The sequence below is a fragment of the Streptomyces sp. YS415 genome (assembly GCF_023544665.1).
In the GTDB taxonomy this organism is placed as follows: Bacteria; Actinomycetota; Actinomycetes; order Streptomycetales; family Streptomycetaceae; genus Streptomyces.
Genome location: NZ_JAMJFL010000051.1, coordinates 1 through 20,428, shown reverse-complemented (window position 1 = coordinate 20,428; position 20,428 = coordinate 1). Strand labels below are relative to the sequence as shown.

Genomic DNA, 20,428 nt, shown 5'->3' with positions numbered 1-20,428 from the left:
ACTGCGGGGCGCGCCCGTTCGGCCGGTACCCGCCGGTGGGCACTTAGAGAGAACTCTCACTTCTACCGGCGGGTCGACCGGCGATAAGTGGTTAAAATCGCCGTTGACCAGCGAGGACAGGGCACCTCGAGGGTCCTGTGCACACGCGCGTCCTGCGGGCGACGTACCGTATGGGCGCGGGCTCAGGTACCGTGGAAGCCCTACGGACCGGTCTCTCTGCGGAGGGGCCGTTCCAGATCATGAACGCGTGTCGAGACCTGGGGCCGTCGAGCCCCGTCACCGAGGGGGTCGAGCCATGGGGCGCGGCCGGGCCAAGGCCAAGCAGACTAAGGTCGCCCGCCAGCTGAAGTACAACAGCGGCGGGACTGACCTGTCGCGTCTGGCCAGTGAGCTGGGCGCTTCGACTTCGAGCCAGCCGCCGAACGGCGAGCCGTTCGAGGACGACGAGGACGAAGACGACCCGTACGCCCAGTACGCGGATCTCTACAACGACGACGACGAGGACGAGGACGGCGAGTCCGGTCCCACGTCCCAGCGTCGCGGCGCTTGACGTAGCACGCTTCGCAGTCTCCGTCACAATTGCACTTCACCCGGTCCGGGGCTTTGGCGCCGGACCGGGTTTCGTGCTGCCGATCAGGCGTAGTCCCCCACCAGCTCGGCGCCGGTGGTGTGCTCGCCGCGGTCCGTGATCTCACCCGCGACCCAGGCTTCGACCCCGCGGTCGGCCAGGGTCGCCAGAGCCGCGTCCGTGGACTCCTCCGGCACGATGGCGATCATGCCGACGCCCATGTTCAGGGTCTTCTCCAGCTCCAGGCGCTCGACGTCGCCGGTCCTGCCGACGAGGTCGAACACCGGGGCGGGGGTCCAGGTGGAGCGGTCCACGATCGCGTGCAGCTCGTCCGGGATCACCCGGGCGAGGTTGGCGGCGAGGCCGCCGCCGGTGACGTGCGAGAAGGCGTGCACATCGGTGGTCCGGGTCAGCGCCAGGCAGTCCAGCGAGTAGATCTTGGTGGGCTCCAGCAGCTCCTCGCCGAGGGTGCGGCCGAACTCCTCGATGTGCGCGTCCAGGGCGAGCCCCGCTTGGTTCAGCAGGACGTGCCGGACCAGCGAGTACCCGTTCGAGTGAAGACCGGAGGCGGCCATGGCGATCACGGCGTCACCCGTACGGATGCGATCCGGGCCGAGCAGCCGGTCGGCCTCCACGACGCCCGTACCGGCGCCGGCGACGTCGAAGTCGTCCGGGCCGAGCAGTCCGGGGTGCTCGGCGGTCTCGCCGCCGACCAGGGCGCAGCCGGCGAGGACGCAGCCCTCGGCGATGCCCTTCACGATGGCGGCGACCCGCTCGGGGTGGACCTTGCCGACGCAGATGTAGTCGGTCATGAACAGCGGCTCGGCCCCGCACACCACGATGTCGTCCATGACCATGGCGACCAGGTCGTGGCCGATGGTGTCGTAGACGCCCAGCTGCCGCGCGATGTCGACCTTGGTGCCGACGCCGTCCGTGGCGGAGGCGAGGAGCGGACGCTCGTAGCGCTTGAGGGCGGAGGCGTCGAAGAGGCCGGCGAAACCGCCGAGGCCGCCGAGGACCTCGGGGCGCTGCGTCTTCTTCACCCACTCCTTCATGAGCTCGACGGCGCGGTCGCCCGCTTCGATGTCGACGCCCGCGGCCGCGTAGCTGGCGCCGGTGCCGGGGGACGGAGTTCCCAAATGAGACACAGCAGACATGTGGTGAGAACTTTCGTGTCGTACGGCAGAACTTAGGGGCGGCGGATCGCGTCCGCGGCGGCCGTGGCGGCGGGCCCTGCGGCCAGCTCGGTCTCCAGCAGCTGCTTGCCGAGCAGCTCGGGGTCCGGGAGATCCATCGGGTACTCGCCGTCGAAGCAGGCGCGGCAGAGGTTCGGCTTGGCGATGGTGGTCGCCTCGATCATGCCGTCGAGGGAGATGTACGCCAGGGAGTCGGCGCCGAGCGAGGTGCCGATCTCGTCGATGGTCATGCCGTTGGCGATGAGTTCGGCGCGGGTGGCGAAGTCGATGCCGAAGAAGCAGGGCCACTTCACGGGCGGCGAGGAGATCCGGATGTGGACCTCGGCGGCGCCGGCCTCGCGGAGCATGCGGACCAGGGCGCGCTGGGTGTTGCCGCGCACGATGGAGTCGTCGACGACGACCAGCCGCTTGCCCTTGATGACTTCCTTCAGGGGGTTCAGCTTCAGGCGGATGCCGAGCTGGCGGATGGTCTGCGAGGGCTGGATGAAGGTCCGGCCGACGTAGGCGTTCTTGACCAGGCCCGCGCCGAAGGGGATGCCGGAGGCCTCCGCGTAGCCGATGGCGGCCGGGGTGCCGGATTCCGGCGTCGCTATGACCAGGTCGGCGTCGGCCGGGGCTTCCTTCGCCAGCTTGCGGCCCATCTCCACGCGGGAGAGGTAGACGTTCCGGCCGGCGATGTCGGTGTCCGGGCGGGCCAGGTACACGTACTCGAAGACACAGCCCTTGGGCTTCGCTTCCGCGAATCGGGAGGTGCGCAGGCCGTTCTCGTCGATGGCCACGAACTCGCCGGGCTCTATCTCGCGGACGTAGGAGGCGCCGCAGATGTCGAGGGCGGCGGACTCGGAGGCGACGACCCAGCCGCGCTCCAGCCGGCCGAGGACCAGCGGGCGGATGCCCTGCGGGTCCCGGGCGGCGTAGAGGGTGTGCTCGTCCATGAAGACCAGCGAGAAGGCGCCCTGGACCTGCGGGAGGATCTGGTGGGCGGCCGCCTCGATGGTCAGCGGCTTGCCGTCCTCGTCCACCTGGGCCGCGAGCAGCGCGGTGAGCAGGTCGGTGTCGTTGGTGGCCGCCACCCGGTGGCTGCGGCCCTCCTGCTTGGGCAGGTCGGCGACCATCTCGGCGAGCTGCGCCGTGTTGACCAGGTTGCCGTTGTGGCCGAGCGCGATGGATCCGTGCGCGGTGGCGCGGAACGTCGGCTGGGCGTTCTCCCACACGGAGGCGCCGGTGGTCGAGTAGCGGGCGTGTCCGACCGCGATATGACCCTGGAGCGATCCGAGAGAGGTCTCGTCGAAGACCTGGGAGACCAGGCCCATGTCCTTGAAGACGAGGATCTGGGAGCCGTTGCTGACCGCGATTCCCGCGGATTCCTGGCCTCGATGCTGGAGGGCGTAGAGCCCGAAGTAAGTGAGCTTGGCGACCTCTTCGCCCGGAGCCCAGACGCCGAAGACGCCGCAAGCGTCCTGGGGGCCTTTCTCACCGGGGAGCAGATCATGATTGAGTCGACCGTCACCACGTGGCACGCCTCCGAGTGTAGGCGAGATCGACCACTGGTCCGAATTCGCTGGGAGTGGGCTTTCTTACTTCGCACGGGCGACGAGTCCGGCCCCGGAGCGCGCCGTCAGGGTCAGTTCCCTGTCTTTCTGCTGGTAGGACACCTTGCCGGCCAGGATGTCGATCATCTCCCGCTCCGCCTTCATCACGGGGCCCGCGCACAGTTTGCGGGTGGTGGACAGCGGCCCGAAGGCGATGGTGCCGTCCTTGACGGTCGCCGTGCCGCGGAAGGTGTTGCAGCCGAGGCTGCCGCTCGCGCTGCCGTCCTTGCCGAGGGTGAGGTGGGCCTTGGTGCCCTTGGGCAGGGACTGGGCCGTGGCGTCGTCGCCCGTGCCGGAGACCAGGGTGTCGACGGTCCACCTGGTGCCCTTGAGGGGCGGCGCGGGCGTCTCCTTCTCGGCTCCCTCGCGCAGGGTGATGCTGTCGCCGTCGGCGCGGGTCAGGGTGAGGACCTTGACGCCGTCCCGCTCCTCGACCTCGGCCTTCAGGGTGCCGGTGAAGACGCTCTGGAACTTCTCCTCGAACTCCTGCACGGGGCCGGGGCAGCCGATCTGGGTGGTGGCGAGGTCGGTGATCCGCACGGTGTCCCCGTCGACCGTGACATCGGCGCCGAAGTCGTTGCAGCCCACCGTGCCGCCGGACTCCCCGCCGCCGACGTCGGGCTCGGCGGCGCCCGGCCGGAAGGTGATGTGCGCCTCGTCGACCCGGAAGTTCTTCTCCCCCGTCGGCAGCTCGTACTCCTTGCCGTCGACGGTCACCGTCCGCGGGACCCAGCGGGTGTCCGCGAGGACGTCGGAGGTCGTGGTGGTCTTCCCGCCGTCGCCGACCGCGCCGCTGTCGCTGCCGGACTCCGTGCCGCAGGCGGCCAGCACGGCGGTGCCGGCGAGGGCCGCGGCGGCGTACTTCATCTGTGTCGTCCGCTTCATGTCTCTTCGACGCACGAGGCGCGTGTTGGGTTCGCTGTCGTTACCGGTCCGTTGTGTCGTCAGCTCATCAAAGGCAGCAGAGGGCCGAGATCGGCGCGCTCACCGCTGGCGCTGACCTTCGCCTCGCGCAGGGCGTCCGGCCACCGCAGCCGCCCGGTCGCGAGCCGGATCCAGGTCAGCGGGTCGGTCTCCACGACGTTCGGCGGGGTGCCCCGGGTGTGCCGGAGCCCTTCGACGCACTGCACGACGGCGTACGGCGGGATCCGCACCTCGGTGGAGCCGCCGGGCGCCTTGGCGGCGAGCGCGTCGGCGAGCAGCCGGGTGCAGGCGGCGAGCGCCTGGCGGTCGTACGGCACGTCGAGGCCCGGCACCGCGGCGTTCAGGTCGTCGGTGTGGACGACGAGTTCGACGGCGCGGGTGACGAGGTAGTCGGCGAGCGGCAGGGCGCCGGCGTTGGTGTCGAGCAGCCGGGTGCCGGGGTGGGTGTCGAGCTGCTCGGCGAGGGCGCGGGCGCTGTCGGCGAGGTAGGCGCCGAGGTCCGGGTGCTCCTGGACCAGCCTCCGCGTGAACGCGTCGATGTCCGAGGAGCTGGCGGAGGTCGCGAACGCCCAGTCCAGCAGGACGGCGTCCTGCTTCGGCGGCTCGGGCAGTGCGAGGGAGCGCCCGATGCCGGTGAGCGCCATCCCGATGTGCGCGACGAGCTCCCGTACGGTCCACGCGCCGAGCCGGGTCGGCAGCGCGAGCTGGTCGGGCGTGAGCCCGCGCACGGCGTCCTGGACGTGGGTGAGCTGGGCGAGGACCGCGGTGCGGATCCTGGCGTGGTCGTAGGTGCGGGCGCGCTTCTTGGCCGGAGGCATGTGATCAAGCGTAGGCAGGGCGCGGTGAGCCGTGAAGGTCCCGTCCGGCGAACGGACGGGACCTTCAGGGTCGCAGGGGCGGCTACGCCAGCAGGGCCGGGATGGTCGCCTCGTGGATCTCGCGGAGTTCCGTCAGGGGGAGGGTGAACTCGCCCTGGACGTCGACCGCGTCGCCGTCGACGACACCGATGCGGGTGGCCGGCAGGCCCCGGGCGCCGCACATGTCGGTGAAGCGCAGCTCCTCCGAGCGGGGCACGGCGACGACCGCGCGGCCCGCCGACTCCGAGAAGAGGAAGGTGAAGGCGTCCAGACCGTCCGGGACGATCAGCCGGGCGCCCTTGTCGCCGAGCAGCGCCGACTCGACGACCGCCTGGACCAGACCGCCGTCGGACAGGTCGTGCGCGGAGTCGATCATGCCGTCGCGGGAGGCGGAGATCAGGATGTCGGCGAGCAGCCGCTCGCGCTCCAGGTCCACCTGCGGCGGGAGTCCGCCGAGGTGGTCGTGGATCACCTGCGACCAGGCCGAACCGCCGAACTCCTCACGCGTGTCGCCGAGGAGGTAGAGCAGCTGCCCCTCCTCCTGGAAGGCGACCGGCGTACGGCGGGCCACGTCGTCGATGACGCCGAGCACCGCCACGACCGGGGTCGGGTGGATGGCCACCTCGCCCGTCTGGTTGTAGAGGGAGACGTTGCCGCCGGTCACCGGGGTGCCGAGCTGCTGGCAGGCGTCCGCGAGCCCGCGGATGGCCTCCGCGAACTGCCACATCACCGCCGGGTCCTCGGGCGAGCCGAAGTTCAGGCAGTCCGACACCGCGAGCGGCTTGGCGCCCGTGGTGGCCACGTTGCGGTAGGCCTCCGCCAGCGCCAGCTGCGCGCCCGCGTACGGGTCCAGCTTGGCGTAGCGGCCGTTGCCGTCCGTGGCGATGGCGACGCCGAGGCCGGTCTCCTCGTCGATGCGGATCATGCCGGAGTCCTCGGGCTGGGCGAGGACGGTGTTGCCCTGCACGAAGTGGTCGTACTGCGAGGTGATCCACTTCTTCGACGCCTGGTTCGGGGACCCGACCAGCTTCAGGACCTGCGCGCGCAGTTCCTGCGAAGTCCCGGGGCGGGGCAGCTTGTTGGCGTCGTCGGCCTGGAGCTCGTCCTGCCAGGAGGGGCGGGCGTAGGGGCGCTCGTAGACCGGGCCGTCGTGCGCGACCGTGCGCGGGTCGACGTCGACGATCTTGCCGCCGTGCCAGAAGATCTCCAGCCGGTCGCCGTCGGTGACCTCACCGATGACCGTGGCGATGACGTCCCACTTCTCGCAGATCTCCAGGAAGCGGTCGACCTTCTCCGGCTCGACGACCGCGCACATGCGTTCCTGCGACTCGCTCATGAGGATCTCCTCGGGCGAGAGCGTGGAGTCGCGCAGCGGTACGTCGTCCAGGGTCACGCGCATGCCGCCGGAGCCGTTGGAGGCCAGCTCGGAGGTGGCGCACGACAGACCGGCCGCGCCGAGGTCCTGGATGCCGACGACCAGCTTCTCCCGGAACGCCTCCAGGGTGCACTCGATGAGGAGCTTCTCCTGGAAGGGGTCGCCGACCTGGACCGCGGGGCGCTTCGACGGCTTGGCGTCGTCGAAGGTCTCCGAGGCGAGGATCGACGCGCCGCCGATGCCGTCGCCGCCCGTGCGGGCCCCGTACAGGATGACCTTGTTGCCCGCGCCGGACGCCTTGGCGAGGTGGATGTCCTCGTGCCGCATCACGCCGATGGCACCGGCGTTGACCAGCGGGTTGCCCTGGTAGCAGGAGTCGAAGACGACCTCGCCGCCGATGTTGGGCAGGCCCAGGCAGTTGCCGTAGCCGCCGATGCCGGCGACGACGCCCGGCAGGACGCGCTTGGTGTCGGGGTGGTCGGCCGCGCCGAAGCGCAGCGGGTCCACGACCGCCACCGGCCGCGCGCCCATCGCGATGATGTCGCGCACGATGCCGCCGACGCCGGTGGCCGCGCCCTGGTAGGGCTCCACGTAGGAGGGGTGGTTGTGCGACTCCACCTTGAAGGTGACCGCGTAGCCCTGGCCGACGTCGACGACACCGGCGTTCTCGCCGATGCCGACGAGCAGCGCGTCGGACTGGGGGGCCTTCTCGCCGAACTGGCGGAGGTGGACCTTGGAGGACTTGTACGAGCAGTGCTCGGACCACATGACCGAGTACATGGCGAGCTCGGCACCGGTGGGCCGGCGGCCGAGGATCTCGACCACGCGCTCGTACTCGTCCTTCTTCAGGCCCAGTTCGGCCCAGGGCAGCTCGACGTCGGGGGTCGCGGTCGCGTGCTCGACCGTGTCCAGAGGCGTCCGGCTCATGCGTTGACCAGCTTCTTGAGGATCGAGGTGAAGAAGGGGAGGCCGTCGGTGCGGCCGGTGCCGATCAGCGGCTCCACGGCGTGCTCCGGGTGCGGCATGAGGCCTACGACGTTCCCGGCCTCGTTGGTGATGCCGGCGATGTCGCGGAGGGAGCCGTTGGGGTTGAAGTCCAGGTAGCGGAAGGCGACCCGCCCCTCGGCCTCCAGCTTGTCGAGCGTGTACGCGTCGGCGACGTAGCGCCCGTCCATGTTCTTCAGCGGGACGTGGATCTCCTGGCCGGCCGTGTAGTCGGTCGTCCAGGCGGTGTCCGCGTTCTCCACCCGCAGCTTCTGGTCGCGGCAGATGAAGTGCAGGTGGTCGTTGCCGAGCATCCCGCCGGGGAGCAGGTGGGCCTCGGTGAGGATCTGGAAGCCGTTGCAGATCCCGAGGACCGGCAGGCCGGCCTTCGCCTGGTCGATGATCGTGTCCATCACCGGCGAGAAACGGGCGATGGCACCGGCGCGCAGATAGTCGCCGTAGGAGAAACCACCGCACAGCACCACGGCGTCGACCTGCTTGAGGTCCTTGTCCTTGTGCCACAGGGCGACCGGCTCGGCGCCCGCGAGGCGGATCGCGCGCTGGGTGTCCCGGTCGTCGAGACTTCCCGGGAAAGTGACGACGCCAATACGAGCGGTCACTTCACGGCCTCCGCGACTTCCTCGACCCGCACGGTGAAGTCCTCGATCACGGTGTTGGCGAGGAAGGATTCCGCGAGATCATGGATGCGGGCGAGCGCGGCCTCGTCGACCGGCCCGTCAACTTCGAGTTCGAATCGCTTTCCCTGACGGACGTCCGAGATGCCGTCGAATCCCAGCCGCGGCAGTGCGCGCTGCACCGCCTGGCCCTGGGGGTCGAGGATCTCCGGCTTGAGCATGACGTCGACTACGACGCGTGCCACGTGCACTCCCGGTGGTGTGGTGCTGAGCAGGTTCCTGCAGTGGTTTCAGACTACCCGCACAAAATTTCTACGCGCGTCGACTTGTAGGAAACTACGTGATGGCCATCACGGGCCGGTGGGAGAGCGTGGCACCGGGAAAAGTTCCCCGAAAGATCCGAGATCGTCACCCGATACCTATTGCGCTCGGACACGCGGGAGGATTTAGTCGGGCTTCACAATGCATTGTCGGGCACTGTACAAATGAATTGTCAGCCGTGCCGTACGAAGGGACCAATTTCGTGGCGCAGAAGGTCGTGGTCACCCTCTTTGACGACATCGACGGCTCGGAAGCGGCGGAAACGATCGCCTTCGGACTCGACGGCAAGTCGTACGAGATCGACCTGAACCAAGCGAATGCCGAGAAACTGCGTAAGGCGCTCGAGCCGTACGTGGAGGCCGGCCGCAAGCGGTCGCGCTCCGGCAAGGCCTACCGGCAGACGGAGGTCGCCCCCGACCCGGCGGCCGTCCGGGCCTGGGCGCAGGCCAACAAGATGGACGTACCGGCGCGCGGCCGGATCCCCAAGAAGGTCTACGAGGCGTTCGCCGCCGCGCAGTGACCGCTCCCGGGCGCCGTCCTCAGGGTGCGTCAGCGGGCCCTGAGGACAACCGACTTGCGCGGCACCCCTCCGGATCAGCTAGAGTCTGGAGCACGCCGACGGGCGGGGCCGGAAAAGCCCCAGCTCACGGAGTACATGCGGGTGTAGTTCAGTAGTAGAACATCCCCCTTCCAGGGGGAAGGCGCAGTGTGCAATTCCTGTCACCCGCTCTGCACCGCCGTACCGGACATCCTTCGGGATCAGGTAGGCTGGTGCCCGCGCCGATCGGTGAGAGCCGGTCGGAGGCAATGCGGACGTAGCTCAGTTGGTAGAGCGCAACCTTGCCAAGGTTGAGGTCGCGAGTTCGAGCCTCGTCGTCCGCTCGGGAATGAGACCCCGGTCCATCGGACCGGGGTCTTTTCGTGTTTCTCCCGCTTCTGACATTTGTCATGAGGGGTGATGACAGCGCGCACTGCCGGGCCGCCCCCGGCGGCGCGACGCTGAGGTCATGGACAGGAACGAACACGAACACGTGATTGAGGTCACCGACCTGCGGCGTGTGTACGGGGGCGGGTTCGAGGCGGTGCGCGGCATCACCTTCTCGGTGGCCCGCGGTGAGATCTTCGCGCTGCTCGGCACGAACGGCGCGGGCAAGACCTCCACCGTCGAACTGCTGGAAGGGCTCGCCAAGCCCGCCGCGGGACACGTCCGGGTGCTCGGCCACGATCCCTTCGCCGAGCGGGCCGTCGTCCGGCCGCGGACCGGCGTCATGCTCCAGGAGGGCGGCTTCCCGTCCGAGCTGACCGTCGCCGAGACCGCCCGGATGTGGGCCGGATGCGTCAGCGGAGCCCGGCCTGAGGACGAGGTGCTGGCGCTGGTCGGGCTCGGGCGGCGGGCCGGGGTGCGGGTCAAGCAGCTCTCCGGGGGTGAGCGGCGGCGCCTCGACCTGGCGCTCGCGCTGATCGGGGACCCCGAGGTCCTGTTCCTCGACGAGCCGACGACCGGCCTCGACGCCGAGGGCCGCCGGGACACCTGGGAACTGGTGCGCACCCTGCGCGAGCGGGGCACCACCGTCCTGCTGACCACGCACTACCTGGAGGAGGCGGAGGGCCTCGCCGACCGGCTGGCGATCCTGCACGAGGGGCGCATCGCGGCCGCCGGCACCCCCGCCGAGGTGACCGCGAGCCGGCCCGCCCGGATCTCCTTCGAGCTGCCCGACACCTGGTTCCTGGGCGACCTCCCGCCCCTGGACGAGCTGGGCGTGACCGGGCACGAGGTGGACGGCCGGGTCGTACGGCTGCGCACCCACCAGCTCCAGCGGGCCGCCACCGGGCTGCTGACCTGGGCCGACCAGGCCGGGGTGGAGCTGCGGCGGCTGGATGTGCGGTCGGCGTCGCTGGAGGAGGCGTTCCTGGGCATCGCCCGGGAGGCGTCCGAGTCGAAGGAGTACGCGGCATGAGCGCGCCGATGACGATGTCGACCCCGGCGCGGCGGGTGGCCGCCCTGGCGCGGGCGGAGCTGACCCTGTTCGGGCGCAGCAAGGGCATGATCATGGCGGCCGTGTTCGTGCCGCTGGTGCTGCCGTTCACCGTGCGGGCGGCGGTGGAGGACATGGACCTCGCCGAGCACGGGCTCGACGTGGGGAAGGTGCTGCTGCCGGGGGCGATCGGCTTCTCGCTGCTGTTCGCGGTGTACTCGCCGCTCATCGGCGTCTTCGTCGGCCGGCGCGAGGAACTCGTCCTGAAGCGGCTGCGCACCGGCGAGCCGCGCGACCACGAGATCCTCACCGGGGCCGCGCTGCCGCTGCTGGCCGTCGGCCTGGTGCAGGCCCTGGTCCTGGTGGCCGGCTGCACCGCCCTGCTCGATGTCACCTCCCCGAGGGCGCCTCAACTCGCCGTCCTGGGATTGCTGTTCGGGCTGGTGATGTGTGCGGCGCTGGCCGCCGTGACGGCCGCCTTCACCCGGACCGTGGAGAGCGCGCAGGTCACCTCGCTGCCCCTGGTGATGGTCTCCATGGTGGCCTCCGGGATCGCCGTCCCGCTGGAGCTGCTGCCCGAACCGATGGCCTCGGTGTGCGCCCTGCTGCCGCTCAGCCCGGTGGTCACGCTGGTGCGCGGCGGCTGGACCGGCTCCCTGTCGGCGTACGAGACGCTGGGCGCCCTGCTCACCGCGCTGGCCTGGACCGCGCTCGCGGTGTTTGCTGTAGGGCGGTGGTTCCGCTGGGAGCCGCGGCGCTGACGTACGGGAAGAGCGGGGAGTGGCGCGTGTCGGGGGGATGGTGGCGGGGCAAGAGCACGCCCGCGAAGGTCGAGACGTACACCCGCTGGTCGTTCCACTTCTTCGGGCTGGCCGAGATCTTCTCCGTCGGTCTCGCCGCCCTCGGCCAGGCCGGACCGGCGGTCGGGGGCTGGCTGCTGCTCGTGGTGTGCGGACACGCGGCGCTCACCATGCTGACCGCCTCGCGGGCCCTGGACTGGACGCGCGGGCGGCGGGACCAGCCGGTGCGGCTGCTGTGGGCGCTCGCCGCCGCCACCGCGGTGATCGCCGTGGGCGCGCTCGCGCTCGTCCAGCACGGGCCCGGCGGCAAGGACGTCGAGACCGCGGCGGGCGCCGTCTTCGGCGGCGTCACCGCCTTCGGGGCGGGGACCATCGCGCTCGGCGTCCGGGAACGCCGCCGGGTGCTCGCCGTGGTCGGCGGCTTCGCGGCGGGGTCCTGGGCCGTCACCTGGCCGCTGGGACTGCCCACCGCGGAAGGGCTGGTCACCGCGCTGGTGGTGCTGCTCGGCGGCGGGTTCGTCGCCTTCACCTCCGCCTTCTCCGTCTGGCTGCTCGACGCCGTCTACGAACTCGACGAGGCCCGCGAGACCCGCGCCAGGCTGGCCGTCGCCGAGGAACGGCTGCGGTTCGGGCGCGATCTGCACGACGTCATGGGCCGCAACCTGGCCGTCATCGCCCTCAAGAGCGAACTGGCCGTCCAGCTCGCCCGGCGCGAACGCCCGGAAGCCGTGGACCAGATGATCGAGGTGCAGCGCATCGCCCGGGAGTCCCAGCGCGAGGTGCGCGATGTCGTACGGGGCTATCGCGAGGCCGACCTGGGCGCCGAACTCGCCGGTGCGCACGGGGTGTTGACGGCGGCCGGGATCTCCTGCGAGGTGAGCGGGCCGGTGGCCGGGCTGCCGGCCGAGGTGCAGTCGGCGCTCGGGTGGGTGGTCCGGGAGGCCACCACGAATGTGCTGCGGCACGGCAACGCGGAGCGCTGCGGGGTGTCCGTGCGGATGCGCGAGGGACGGGTGGTGCTGACGGTGGAGAACGACGGGGCCGCCGGGGCCGTCCCGAAGGGCGACGGGTCGGGGCTGGCCGGGCTGCGGGAGCGGCTCGCCGCCGTGTCGGGGACCCTGGAGGCGGGGGCCGAGGGAGGCGTGTTCCGGGTGGTGGCCGAGGTGCCGCTGAAGGCGGTCGCGGTATGAGCGGGAAGGTGCGGGTGCTGCTCGCCGACGACGAGCATCTGATCCGGGGCGCGCTGGCCGCGCTGCTCTCCCTGGAGGACGACCTGGTGGTCGTGGCCGAGGCGGCGACCGGGCCCGAGGCGCTCGCGATGGCCCGCGCCCACGCGCCCGACGTCGCCGTGCTGGACCTGCAGATGCCCGGCGCGGACGGTGTGAAGGTCGCCACATCCCTGCGGACGGAACTGCCGTCCTGCCAGGTCATGATCGTGACCAGTCATGGCCGCCCCGGGCACCTCAAGCGCGCACTTGCGGCGGGTGTGCGCGGGTTCGTCCCCAAGACCGTCAGCGCCCAGCGGCTCGCCGAGATCATCCGCACGGTCCGGGCCGGAAACCGCTATGTGGACCCCGAGTTGGCCGCCGACGCGATCTCCGCCGGGGACTCGCCGCTGACCGCGCGGGAGGCCGAGGTGCTGGAACTGGCCGCCGACGGCGCGCCCGTCGCGGAGATCGCGGAGCGGGCCGCGCTGTCCCAGGGGACCGTGCGGAACTATCTCTCCTCGGCCGTCTCCAAGCTCGGGGCGGAGAACCGTCATACGGCGGTGCGTCTCGCCCGCGAGCGGGGTTGGGTATAGTTGCTCTCGCGCCACGGCGCACTGCGGACGTAGCTCAGTTGGTAGAGCGCAACCTTGCCAAGGTTGAGGTCGCGAGTTCGAGCCTCGTCGTCCGCTCTCTTCGAATCTCTTCGGAAGAAGCCCCCCGGTCCGCCGGGGGGCTTCTTCTTTTGCCTCGCCTACGCCCAGCGCGTGCCCGTCAGGCGCTCGTACGCCTCCACGTACTTGGCGCGGGTGGCGTCCACCACCTGCTGCGGCAGCGGCGGAGGCGGCTGCTCGCTCTTGCGGTCCCAGCCGGACTCCGCCGAGGTCAGCCAGTCGCGGACGTACTGCTTGTCGTACGAGGGCTGCGCGCGGCCCGGCTCCCACCGGTCCGCCGGCCAGAAGCGGGAGGAGTCCGGGGTGAGGACCTCGTCGGCGATGACCAGGGTGTCCCCGTCGAAGCCGAACTCGAACTTGGTGTCCGCGAGGATGATGCCGCGCTCGCGGGCGATGTCCCGGCCGCGGGAGTAGACGGCGAGGGTCGCCTGGCGCAGCCGGGCCGCGGTGTCGGCGCCGACCTGGCGGGCCACCTCCTCGTACGAGACGTTCTCGTCGTGCTCGCCGACCTCGGCCTTGGTGGCCGGGGTGAAGATCGGGGCGGGGAGCTCACTGCCGTCGACCAGGCCCTCGGGGAGGGCGAGGCCGCAGACCGTGCGGGTGTCGTTGTACTCGAGCAGGCCGGAGCCGGTCAGATAGCCGCGGGCCACGCACTCCACGGGGACCATCGTCAGCGACCTGCAGATCAGGGTGCGGCCCGCCCAGTCGGCGGGGGCGCCGGGCGGGAGCTCGGTGCTCAGCACATGGTTGGGGACCACGTCGGCGAACTGGTCGAACCACCACAGCGAGAGCTGGGTGAGGACGCGGCCCTTGTCGGGGATCTCGGTCGGCAGCACCCAGTCGTACGCCGACATGCGGTCGCTGGCGACCATCACGAGGTCGCCCGCCTCGTTCTGGTACAGGTCGCGCACCTTGCCGGTGTGCAGATGCACCAGGCCCGGAACCTCGATCGGTTCGGGCTTTTCTACGAATCCGGACACGGTTCCTCCCCGTGGTTCTGGCCAATGGCTCGATTGTCCCGTATGAGGGGTCTGACCTTGGACCGGGGGTCGGCGGGGGACTGCGGGCCGGGTCAGTCGTGCTTGCAGATGCGGTCGAGGAGGTTGGCCGTGGCGCGCTGGACGCGGGGGTCCACATGGCCCGGGCGGTCCAGGGCGGGCGACCAGGCGAAGGTGCCGGAGGCGAAGACCAGGGCGCCGGAGGGGGCGCGGTAGAGGGACGTCTCCTGGTGGCGGAGGGCTCCCTCGCCGTCGGGGTACGGGGAGTGCGCCAGCAGGATGCGCTCCTCGTGCTCGGGCAGCGCGATGCGCGGGAAGTAGCGGTCGGCCTCGCCCGCGACCAGGCCGGCCAGCGCGTCGCCCTCCTGGGCACCGGTGGCGTCCCACAGCCAGTGGTCGGCGTTGCGGACGATCAGGGGGTGGGGGTCGGGGACCCGGCCCGCGTACTGGATGCCGACCAGCTGCTGCTCGGGGCGGTCGATCTCGCGCCACAGGACCGGCTTGCCCGGGCCCCTCCGTTTGCGGCAGGTCAGCAGGCGGTCGGGGACGCCGGACGGGGACGGGCCCAGCTCCACCTGCCAGTACATGGTGTTGGCGGAGAGGAAGACCAGCGAGGTGCCGTGGTCGCGGGCCAGCTCGACCGTGCGGCGCATGGGCGCCGACCAGTACTCGTCGTGGCCGGGGAAGACCAGGCCGCGGTAGCGGGTGGGGTCGATGTGGCCGGCATGCAGATCGCGGGCTTCGGCGTAGGCGAGGTCGTAGCCGTAGCGCTCGGCGAAGCGGATGAAGTCGTAGGCGTGGCCCACGTGCAGGGGGAGGCCGGCGCCGGCGTAGGGGCGGTCGAAGGAGACGGTCGTCGCGGCGTCCGATTCGCCGAGCAGCCGGCCGTGCTCGTCCCAGGCGTGGTAGAGGCTGGCGCCGGTGCGGCCGTCCTCCGGGTAGAGGTTGTACGCCTGCCAGGTGATGTCCGGCAGCAGCAGGAGCAGATCGGCCGGGTGGTCGTCGCGGACGGTGAACGGGATGTGGGAGCGGTAGCCGTCGGCGGTGGTGAGGACCGCGACGTAGGCGCCGATGCTCCAGTACGACGGGATCTGCAGCCGCCAGGACAGCCACCAGTGGTGGCAGGAGACCGTGCGGTCGGCGGCCAGCGGCGGGGGCTGGACGATGCCGGAGAGCCGGGGGCTGGTGGTGATCTTGGCGGCGCCGTCCCCGCCGTAGTGGCCGATGCGGTAGACGTCGACGCTGAACTGCTGGGGCGGGTCGACGGTGATGTGGAAGTCGACGGCCTCGCCCGGGGCGACCGCGCCGGTGGAGGTGAAGCCCTTGATCTGGCGGTGGACGTCGTCCGCCGAGCGGGGGCCCTCGGTGGGGCGGCCGGCGCGGGGGGCGGGGATGCGGTGGGCGCCCGGGGGCGCCGGTGCGTCCTGGGGGGTGTCGACGTACCAGGGGACCATCTGGCCCGTGTCGTCGAAGTACGTCTCCGTGCCACGGAGCCAGGGGACGGGGCCCTGGCCGAAGGGGTCCGTGACGGCGTGCGCGAGTGCTCCCGACTCCCAGCGGCGGATCTGCTCCGACCCCATGGTCGCTCCCCTCCCTCTTGCCCCCGTGGTCTGTGGCGCCTTCGTGACGGTCGTATGTCGCAAGCCCTTGCCATGGGCGCGATCGGTCCCAGCACATCACATTGCGCACGCATGCTGTCACTATTCGTTGCGAATTGGCCGAAAGTGGAATCTGGGGTTCCGGTCTGCGGGAACAGGTGTACGGGGGTGCGGGGTGGGTCGTGTGCGTGGCTCGGTGGCTCCGGGGCCCCCTCAGACGAGGCGTACCGGCTTTTCCGGGCGTATGCCGGATTCGATCAGCCAGGCCTTCAGGGGGGCCGGGTCGCCCTCCTCGATGAGGCTGAGGACACGGGGGGTGAGGTCGGCGGCGCGTTCTCCGTTGACGAGGAGGGTGGGGCCGTCGAGCCAGTCCAGGCCGGGGGTGGCGCCCGCGGTGTCCATGGCGGCACAGCAGACCATCGCGGTGACATGGTCCGCGAGCAGCTCGCGCGGGGAGCGCGGGGGCTGGAGCGGGAAGAGGGGGAGCGCGCCGTCGTCCCAGAGAGCGGTGTCGGGTGCCGGGGCGGCGGGGCTCGGCGGGGCCGCGGATTCCTCGCGGGCGAGTTCGGCGGTGAGGCCTGCGGCGAGGGCGGCGGAGCGTTCGGTGTCGGCGGGGTCTTCGGTGTCGGCGTCGGTGTCGAATCCGGCTTCGGTGTCGGCGTCGAGCCCGGCTTCGGTCTCGTCTTCGGGTGCGGCCGCGTCTTCGTGGGCGGGTGCGGCCTCGTCGTGGAGTGCGGGCGCGGGTGGCGCCTGCGGGGTGTGGGCGCGGGTGGGGTCCGGAGCGGGTGTCGGTTGCTCCGGGGTCGTCCGCTCGCCCGCCACGGGGGCAGGGGTCTCCGGCGCGGTCTGCTCGTCCGCTGCGGGGGGAGGGTTTCCAGGCGTCGTCCGCTTATTTGCCGCGGACGCGGAGTCCCCCGGCGACGTTCGCTCATCCACCGCGGACGCAGGGGCCTCCGGCGCGGTCCGTTCAACCGCCGCGGACGCAGAATCCGCCGATGTCGTCCGCTCATCCGCCGCCGACGCGGAGTCGTCCCGTGTCGACAGGTGGTCCAGTACGCGGGACAGGGTCGGGCCGTCCGTCCGGGTGTTCGGGCGGCGGACGCCGAGGGTGTCGAGGACTCGGTGGAGCCGGGCCGCGTCCGTACGCCACTTGCGGTCCACCACCTCCTCCGGGTACTCCTGCCAGCCGACCGGGGCCCAGTCCGGGCCCGCTTCCGCCGGACCGCCGTGGAACAGCCGTGCGGCCAGCAAGGATGCCGCCTCGTCCACCGAGCCCGGTTCCTCCAGGAGGTCGCAGGCCGGGCGCTCGCCGAGGCGGGAGGTGAAGCCCTCGGCCAGCCGGTCCCGGCGGGACAGTTCCGTGAGGGCGGCCACCACGCCCGCGTCCAGGCGGGACGGCCAGCGGCCCATCCGCCAGGCCGGGAGCGCCACCCGGGTCAGGAGACGGTCCCAGCCCGCGTAGGCCAGGCCCACCTGTTCCTGGGCGACGATGCGCAGGCCGTAATCCACAGCCTGTGCACGCTCCGCCGCCGCAGCAGCCACCCCTCGCTCCATCTCCGACGCGTGCTCACGGCAACTGCTCAGCAGCATGCGGGCGACCTTGCCGACACCGGACAGCACTGCACGCGAGAGCGGGCCGCGGTTCGGGGCGGACGCCACCGCCACCGCCGCGTCCAGGCCCCGTATGAAACGGCGGGCCGCCGCTATGTCGGGGTGCGCCGAGGGTCCCGTACCGGCCACCACCGGGGCGAGGACGGCTCGGAGCTCGCCCACCCGCATCCACCACAGGAACGGCGATCCGATGACCAGCACCGGGGCCGCCGAGGCGCGGCGGTGCGGGCCGCGCAGGCCGCTCGTGAGCTCGTCGCGGTGCTCGCGCGGGGGCGGGCCGTGCGCCGGGTGCGTGCGGTCCTCCAGCCAGCTGTCGCAGTCCGGGGTCAGCGCTATCGCGGAGGGCGCGGGCACGTCCAGGCGGTCGGCCAGGTCACGCACCATCCGGTACAGATCGGGGGCCGACTCCTCCGCGATCGCGACCGTCGGACTGACGGCCGGCCGGGAGCGGGCCACGACCAGGGCGATTCCGCCCGCCGCCAGCAGCACGAGCACCGCGACACAGGTCACCGCCCAGCGGGCGGTATGCCAGCCGGAGCCCACGAGGTGGCCCGTGGAGCCACCCGCCAGCAGCACCACGGCGACCGCCGCGGGCAGCAGGGCCACCGCCAGTGCCCGGCTGCGGATCCGCAGCACGGCCAGCGCCCGGGAACGCGCGGCCTGCGCGCCTGCCTCCACACCCATACCGGTCACGACCGGACCTCACCCCCTCCCCCACGCGCGGGCCGTCAAGGCTGCGCTGCCTGTCCCACCTGTCCTGGCTTTGGTCACTCCCCCACTGTGGCACCCGTCACCGACATCGCAATGCCGGTGGGCCAAGTGCCGGAACGCTTGCGCCGCACCATAGTTGGGGGCCCGGCCTCCGTCAGCCGGATGGGGCATCGGTCACTCGATGGAATGGCTCTGGGGAAAGCTGGATGACGGACAGCAAGGATCAGGCCCCGGTTCCTGAGACGGATCCGGGGCCTGCGGGGTTCATCGGAAGGGCCTACGGCCCTTCGTTCACTCGGCGGCCGCCTTCGCCGCGATGTCCGTGCGGTGCTGGGAGCCGTCCAGACCGATGCGGGCGACCGCCCGGTACGCACGCTCCCGGGCCTCGGTCAGGTCCTCGCCGGTCGCCGTGACCGACAGGACGCGACCGCCCGCGCTGACCACGGCGTCGCCGTCGGTGCGGGTACCGGCGTGCAGGACGTAGGCGTGCGGGGCGTCCTCGGCGGCGACCTCGTCGAGGCCGGTGATCGGGTCGCCGGTGCGCGGGGTGCCGGGGTAGTTGTGCGAGGCGATGACCACGGTGACCGCGGCGTCGGCGCTCCAGCGCAGCGGCAGCAGGTCGGCGAGGTCACCCTTGGCGGCGGCCAGCAGGACCCCGGCGAGCGGCGTCCTGAGGCGGGCCAGCACGACCTGGGTCTCGGGGTCGCCGAAGCGGGCGTTGAACTCGATCACCCGCACTCCGCGCGAGGTGATGGCGAGACCGGCGTAGAGCAGCCCGGAGAACGGCGTGCCGCGGCGCCGCATCTCGTCGACGGTGGGCTGGAGAACGGTCTCCAGCACCTCCTCGACCAGCTGCGGGTCGGCCCACGGCAGCGGGGAGTACGCGCCCATGCCGCCGGTGTTCGGGCCCTCGTCGCCGTCCAGGGCCCGCTTGAAGTCCTGGGCGGGCTGCAGGGGGAGGACCGTCTCGCCGTCGGTGATGGCGAAGAGGGAGACCTCGGGGCCGTCGAGGAACTCCTCGATGACGACTTGCTCGCAGGCGTTGGCATGCGCCCGCGCGGTCTCCAGGTCGGCGGTCACGACGACGCCCTTGCCGGCGGCGAGACCGTCGTCCTTGACGACGTAGGGGGCGCCGAAGGCGTCGAGGGCCTCGTCGACCTCCTCGGGCGTCGTGCAGACGTACGACCGAGCCGTCGGGACGCCGGCCGCCGCCATCACCTCCTTGGCGAAGGCCTTGGAACCCTCGATCCGGGCGGCCTCCCCGGAGGGGCCGAAGACCGGGATGCCCGCCTCGCGCACGGCGTCGGCGACGCCCGCGACCAGGGGTGCCTCCGGGCCGACCACGACCAGGTCGGCTTCGAGCCGGGTGGCCAGTGCGCTGACGGCGGCACCGTCGAGGGCGTCGACCTGGTGCAGCTCGGCGACCCCGGCGATGCCGGCGTTGCCGGGGGCGCAGTGCAGCGCGGTGACGTCGGGGTCGAGGGACAGTGAGCGGCACAGGGCGTGTTCGCGGGCGCCGCTGCCGATGACGAGGACCTTCACGGGCTCAGCCTAACCGCAGCCGGGGTGGCCGGATTGTGCGGGCTGCTGAAGGAAGGCGGGGGCGGAGGTTGTGGGTTCCTACAAAAGCCCCTATGAGGATGATCGCCGGTGAGTGCTCCGCCTACTCGTTCGTGAACTCCTCGACCACCGTCGCCCCCAGCTCACGGACGAGCAGGTCGTAGCCGGAGAGGGCCGATTCATTGAGGTCCGGGTCGTCGTCCTCGGGGATGTCGTCCTCGATGGACACGGGAGGCCGGGGCGAGGGCTCCGGGGCGGAGGGCTGGGGCACCGGAGCGGAGGCGGGTGCCGTGCTGCGCGACGGAGCCGACTGCGCCGACGCCGTGGAGGCAGGCGCGGGGCTGGGCTGGGAGGGCGCCGGGCGCGCGGGGGACGCCGTGGCGCCACCGCCGCCGTAGCCGCCTCCGCCGTAGCCCGAGGAGCCGCCGCCCTGCGGAGGGGCGGAGCCGCCGCCCGACGGGTCGACGATGGCCTCGACCTTCCACTGGACGCCGAACTGCTCCATGAGCGCCTGGCGCAGGACGTCCTCGCTGCCGCTGGTCGTGAAGTTGTCGCGGGCGCCGGCGTTGACGAAGCCGAGCTGGAGGGTGGTGCCGTCGAAGCCGGTCACCTGGGCGTTCTGGCTGAGCAGGATCCAGGTGAAGCGGCGGCGGTTCTTGACGGCCTCCAGGATGTTCGGCCAGAGCGTGCGGGGGTCCAGGCCGCCGCCGCCGGGAGCGGCGGGGGCGCGCTGGGGCGCGGGGGCCTGTGCGGGGGCGCTCGGGGCCGAGGGCGCGGTCGGCGGGGGCGTGGCCGCGGCGGGGGCCGGCGCTGCGGGGGTCGCGGAGGGCGTGGTGGTGGGCC

At 71.8% G+C, this 20,428-nt stretch carries 17 protein-coding genes, 3 tRNA genes and 1 pseudogene; 9 read left to right on the top strand and 12 right to left on the bottom strand.

Translation table 11 applies throughout. The features are described from left to right. The first annotated feature begins 295 nt into the window (after positions 1–295). Positions 296–550, top strand: a complete 255-nt coding sequence (locus tag M8H82_RS34695; RefSeq protein ID WP_186286507.1) for a DUF3073 domain-containing protein — start codon at positions 296–298, stop codon at positions 548–550. Between the two features lie 83 nt (positions 551–633). Here the strand turns inward: M8H82_RS34695 and purM are convergent, their stop codons facing one another. The 7 genes from purM to purS form a co-directional block, all read right to left on the bottom strand. Next, the gene (gene purM / locus M8H82_RS34690) at positions 634–1,725 is read right to left on the bottom strand and encodes a phosphoribosylformylglycinamidine cyclo-ligase (protein WP_250079421.1); all 1,092 of its coding nucleotides are present in this window, start codon (positions 1,723–1,725) and stop codon (positions 634–636) included. A gap of 32 nt (positions 1,726–1,757) precedes the next feature. Continuing rightward, complete coding sequence (gene purF / locus M8H82_RS34685) at positions 1,758–3,284, bottom strand: amidophosphoribosyltransferase (protein ID WP_250079419.1); 1,527 nt, start codon at positions 3,282–3,284, stop codon at positions 1,758–1,760. A gap of 57 nt (positions 3,285–3,341) precedes the next feature. Then, positions 3,342–4,241, bottom strand: a complete 900-nt coding sequence (locus M8H82_RS34680; RefSeq protein ID WP_250079417.1) for an META domain-containing protein — start codon at positions 4,239–4,241, stop codon at positions 3,342–3,344. 59 nt (positions 4,242–4,300) lie between these two features. Beyond that, positions 4,301–5,098 carry a maleylpyruvate isomerase family mycothiol-dependent enzyme gene (locus tag M8H82_RS34675; protein WP_250079415.1) on the bottom strand — a complete coding sequence of 266 codons (798 nt, stop codon included), beginning with the start codon at positions 5,096–5,098 and terminating at the stop codon, positions 4,301–4,303. An 82-nt stretch (positions 5,099–5,180) separates the two neighbouring features. Further along, complete coding sequence (gene purL, locus M8H82_RS34670) at positions 5,181–7,439, bottom strand: phosphoribosylformylglycinamidine synthase subunit PurL (protein WP_250079413.1); 2,259 nt, start codon at positions 7,437–7,439, stop codon at positions 5,181–5,183. Next, the gene (gene purQ, locus M8H82_RS34665) at positions 7,436–8,116 is read right to left on the bottom strand and encodes a phosphoribosylformylglycinamidine synthase subunit PurQ (protein WP_250079411.1); all 681 of its coding nucleotides are present in this window, start codon (positions 8,114–8,116) and stop codon (positions 7,436–7,438) included. The genes purL and purQ overlap by 4 nt, the downstream gene beginning before the upstream one ends. Continuing rightward, positions 8,113–8,376: a phosphoribosylformylglycinamidine synthase subunit PurS gene (purS, locus tag M8H82_RS34660; RefSeq protein ID WP_030251612.1), complete on the bottom strand. Its 264-nt coding sequence runs from the start codon at positions 8,374–8,376 to the stop codon at positions 8,113–8,115. Before purS ends, purQ begins: the two co-directional genes overlap by 4 nt. Before the next feature lie 278 nt (positions 8,377–8,654). Here purS and M8H82_RS34655 point away from each other — a divergent pair, with 278 nt between their 5' ends. From M8H82_RS34655 to M8H82_RS34620, 8 genes are all read left to right on the top strand, one after another. Then, positions 8,655–8,972, top strand: a complete 318-nt coding sequence (locus M8H82_RS34655; protein ID WP_186286515.1) for an Lsr2 family protein — start codon at positions 8,655–8,657, stop codon at positions 8,970–8,972. Between the two features lie 137 nt (positions 8,973–9,109). Then, positions 9,110–9,181, top strand: a tRNA-Gly gene (locus tag M8H82_RS34650). An 80-nt stretch (positions 9,182–9,261) separates the two neighbouring features. Further along, positions 9,262–9,334: transfer RNA gene (locus M8H82_RS34645), tRNA-Gly, on the top strand. 125 nt (positions 9,335–9,459) lie between these two features. Next, positions 9,460–10,410, top strand: a complete 951-nt coding sequence (locus M8H82_RS34640) for an ABC transporter ATP-binding protein (RefSeq protein ID WP_250079409.1) — start codon at positions 9,460–9,462, stop codon at positions 10,408–10,410. Further along, positions 10,407–11,189 carry an ABC transporter permease gene (locus M8H82_RS34635; protein WP_250079408.1) on the top strand — a complete coding sequence of 261 codons (783 nt, stop codon included), beginning with the start codon at positions 10,407–10,409 and terminating at the stop codon, positions 11,187–11,189. The genes M8H82_RS34640 and M8H82_RS34635 overlap by 4 nt, the downstream gene beginning before the upstream one ends. Continuing rightward, positions 11,171–12,418: a sensor histidine kinase gene (locus M8H82_RS34630; protein WP_250079429.1), complete on the top strand. Its 1,248-nt coding sequence runs from the start codon at positions 11,171–11,173 to the stop codon at positions 12,416–12,418. The genes M8H82_RS34635 and M8H82_RS34630 overlap by 19 nt, the downstream gene beginning before the upstream one ends. Further along, complete coding sequence (locus tag M8H82_RS34625; protein WP_250079406.1) at positions 12,415–13,029, top strand: response regulator transcription factor; 615 nt, start codon at positions 12,415–12,417, stop codon at positions 13,027–13,029. The genes M8H82_RS34630 and M8H82_RS34625 overlap by 4 nt, the downstream gene beginning before the upstream one ends. Before the next feature lie 23 nt (positions 13,030–13,052). After that, a tRNA-Gly gene (locus M8H82_RS34620) sits at positions 13,053–13,125 on the top strand. A 62-nt stretch (positions 13,126–13,187) separates the two neighbouring features. Here the strand turns inward: M8H82_RS34620 and M8H82_RS34615 are convergent. The 5 genes and pseudogenes from M8H82_RS34615 to M8H82_RS34595 form a co-directional block, all read right to left on the bottom strand. After that, entirely contained in the window at positions 13,188–14,087 is a 900-nt protein-coding gene (locus M8H82_RS34615; RefSeq protein ID WP_250079404.1) for a phosphoribosylaminoimidazolesuccinocarboxamide synthase, read from the bottom strand. A 92-nt stretch (positions 14,088–14,179) separates the two neighbouring features. Next, positions 14,180–15,685: a N,N-dimethylformamidase beta subunit family domain-containing protein gene (locus M8H82_RS34610; protein WP_250079402.1), complete on the bottom strand. Its 1,506-nt coding sequence runs from the start codon at positions 15,683–15,685 to the stop codon at positions 14,180–14,182. A gap of 231 nt (positions 15,686–15,916) precedes the next feature. Further along, entirely contained in the window at positions 15,917–18,007 is a 2,091-nt protein-coding gene (locus M8H82_RS34605; protein WP_250079401.1) for a hypothetical protein, read from the bottom strand. Positions 18,008–18,316: 309 nt separating this feature from the next. After that, complete coding sequence (purD, locus tag M8H82_RS34600; RefSeq protein ID WP_250079398.1) at positions 18,317–19,567, bottom strand: phosphoribosylamine--glycine ligase; 1,251 nt, start codon at positions 19,565–19,567, stop codon at positions 18,317–18,319. A gap of 121 nt (positions 19,568–19,688) precedes the next feature. Beyond that, positions 19,689–20,428: pseudogene (locus tag M8H82_RS34595) on the bottom strand (DNA polymerase III subunit gamma and tau); the annotation flags it as partial.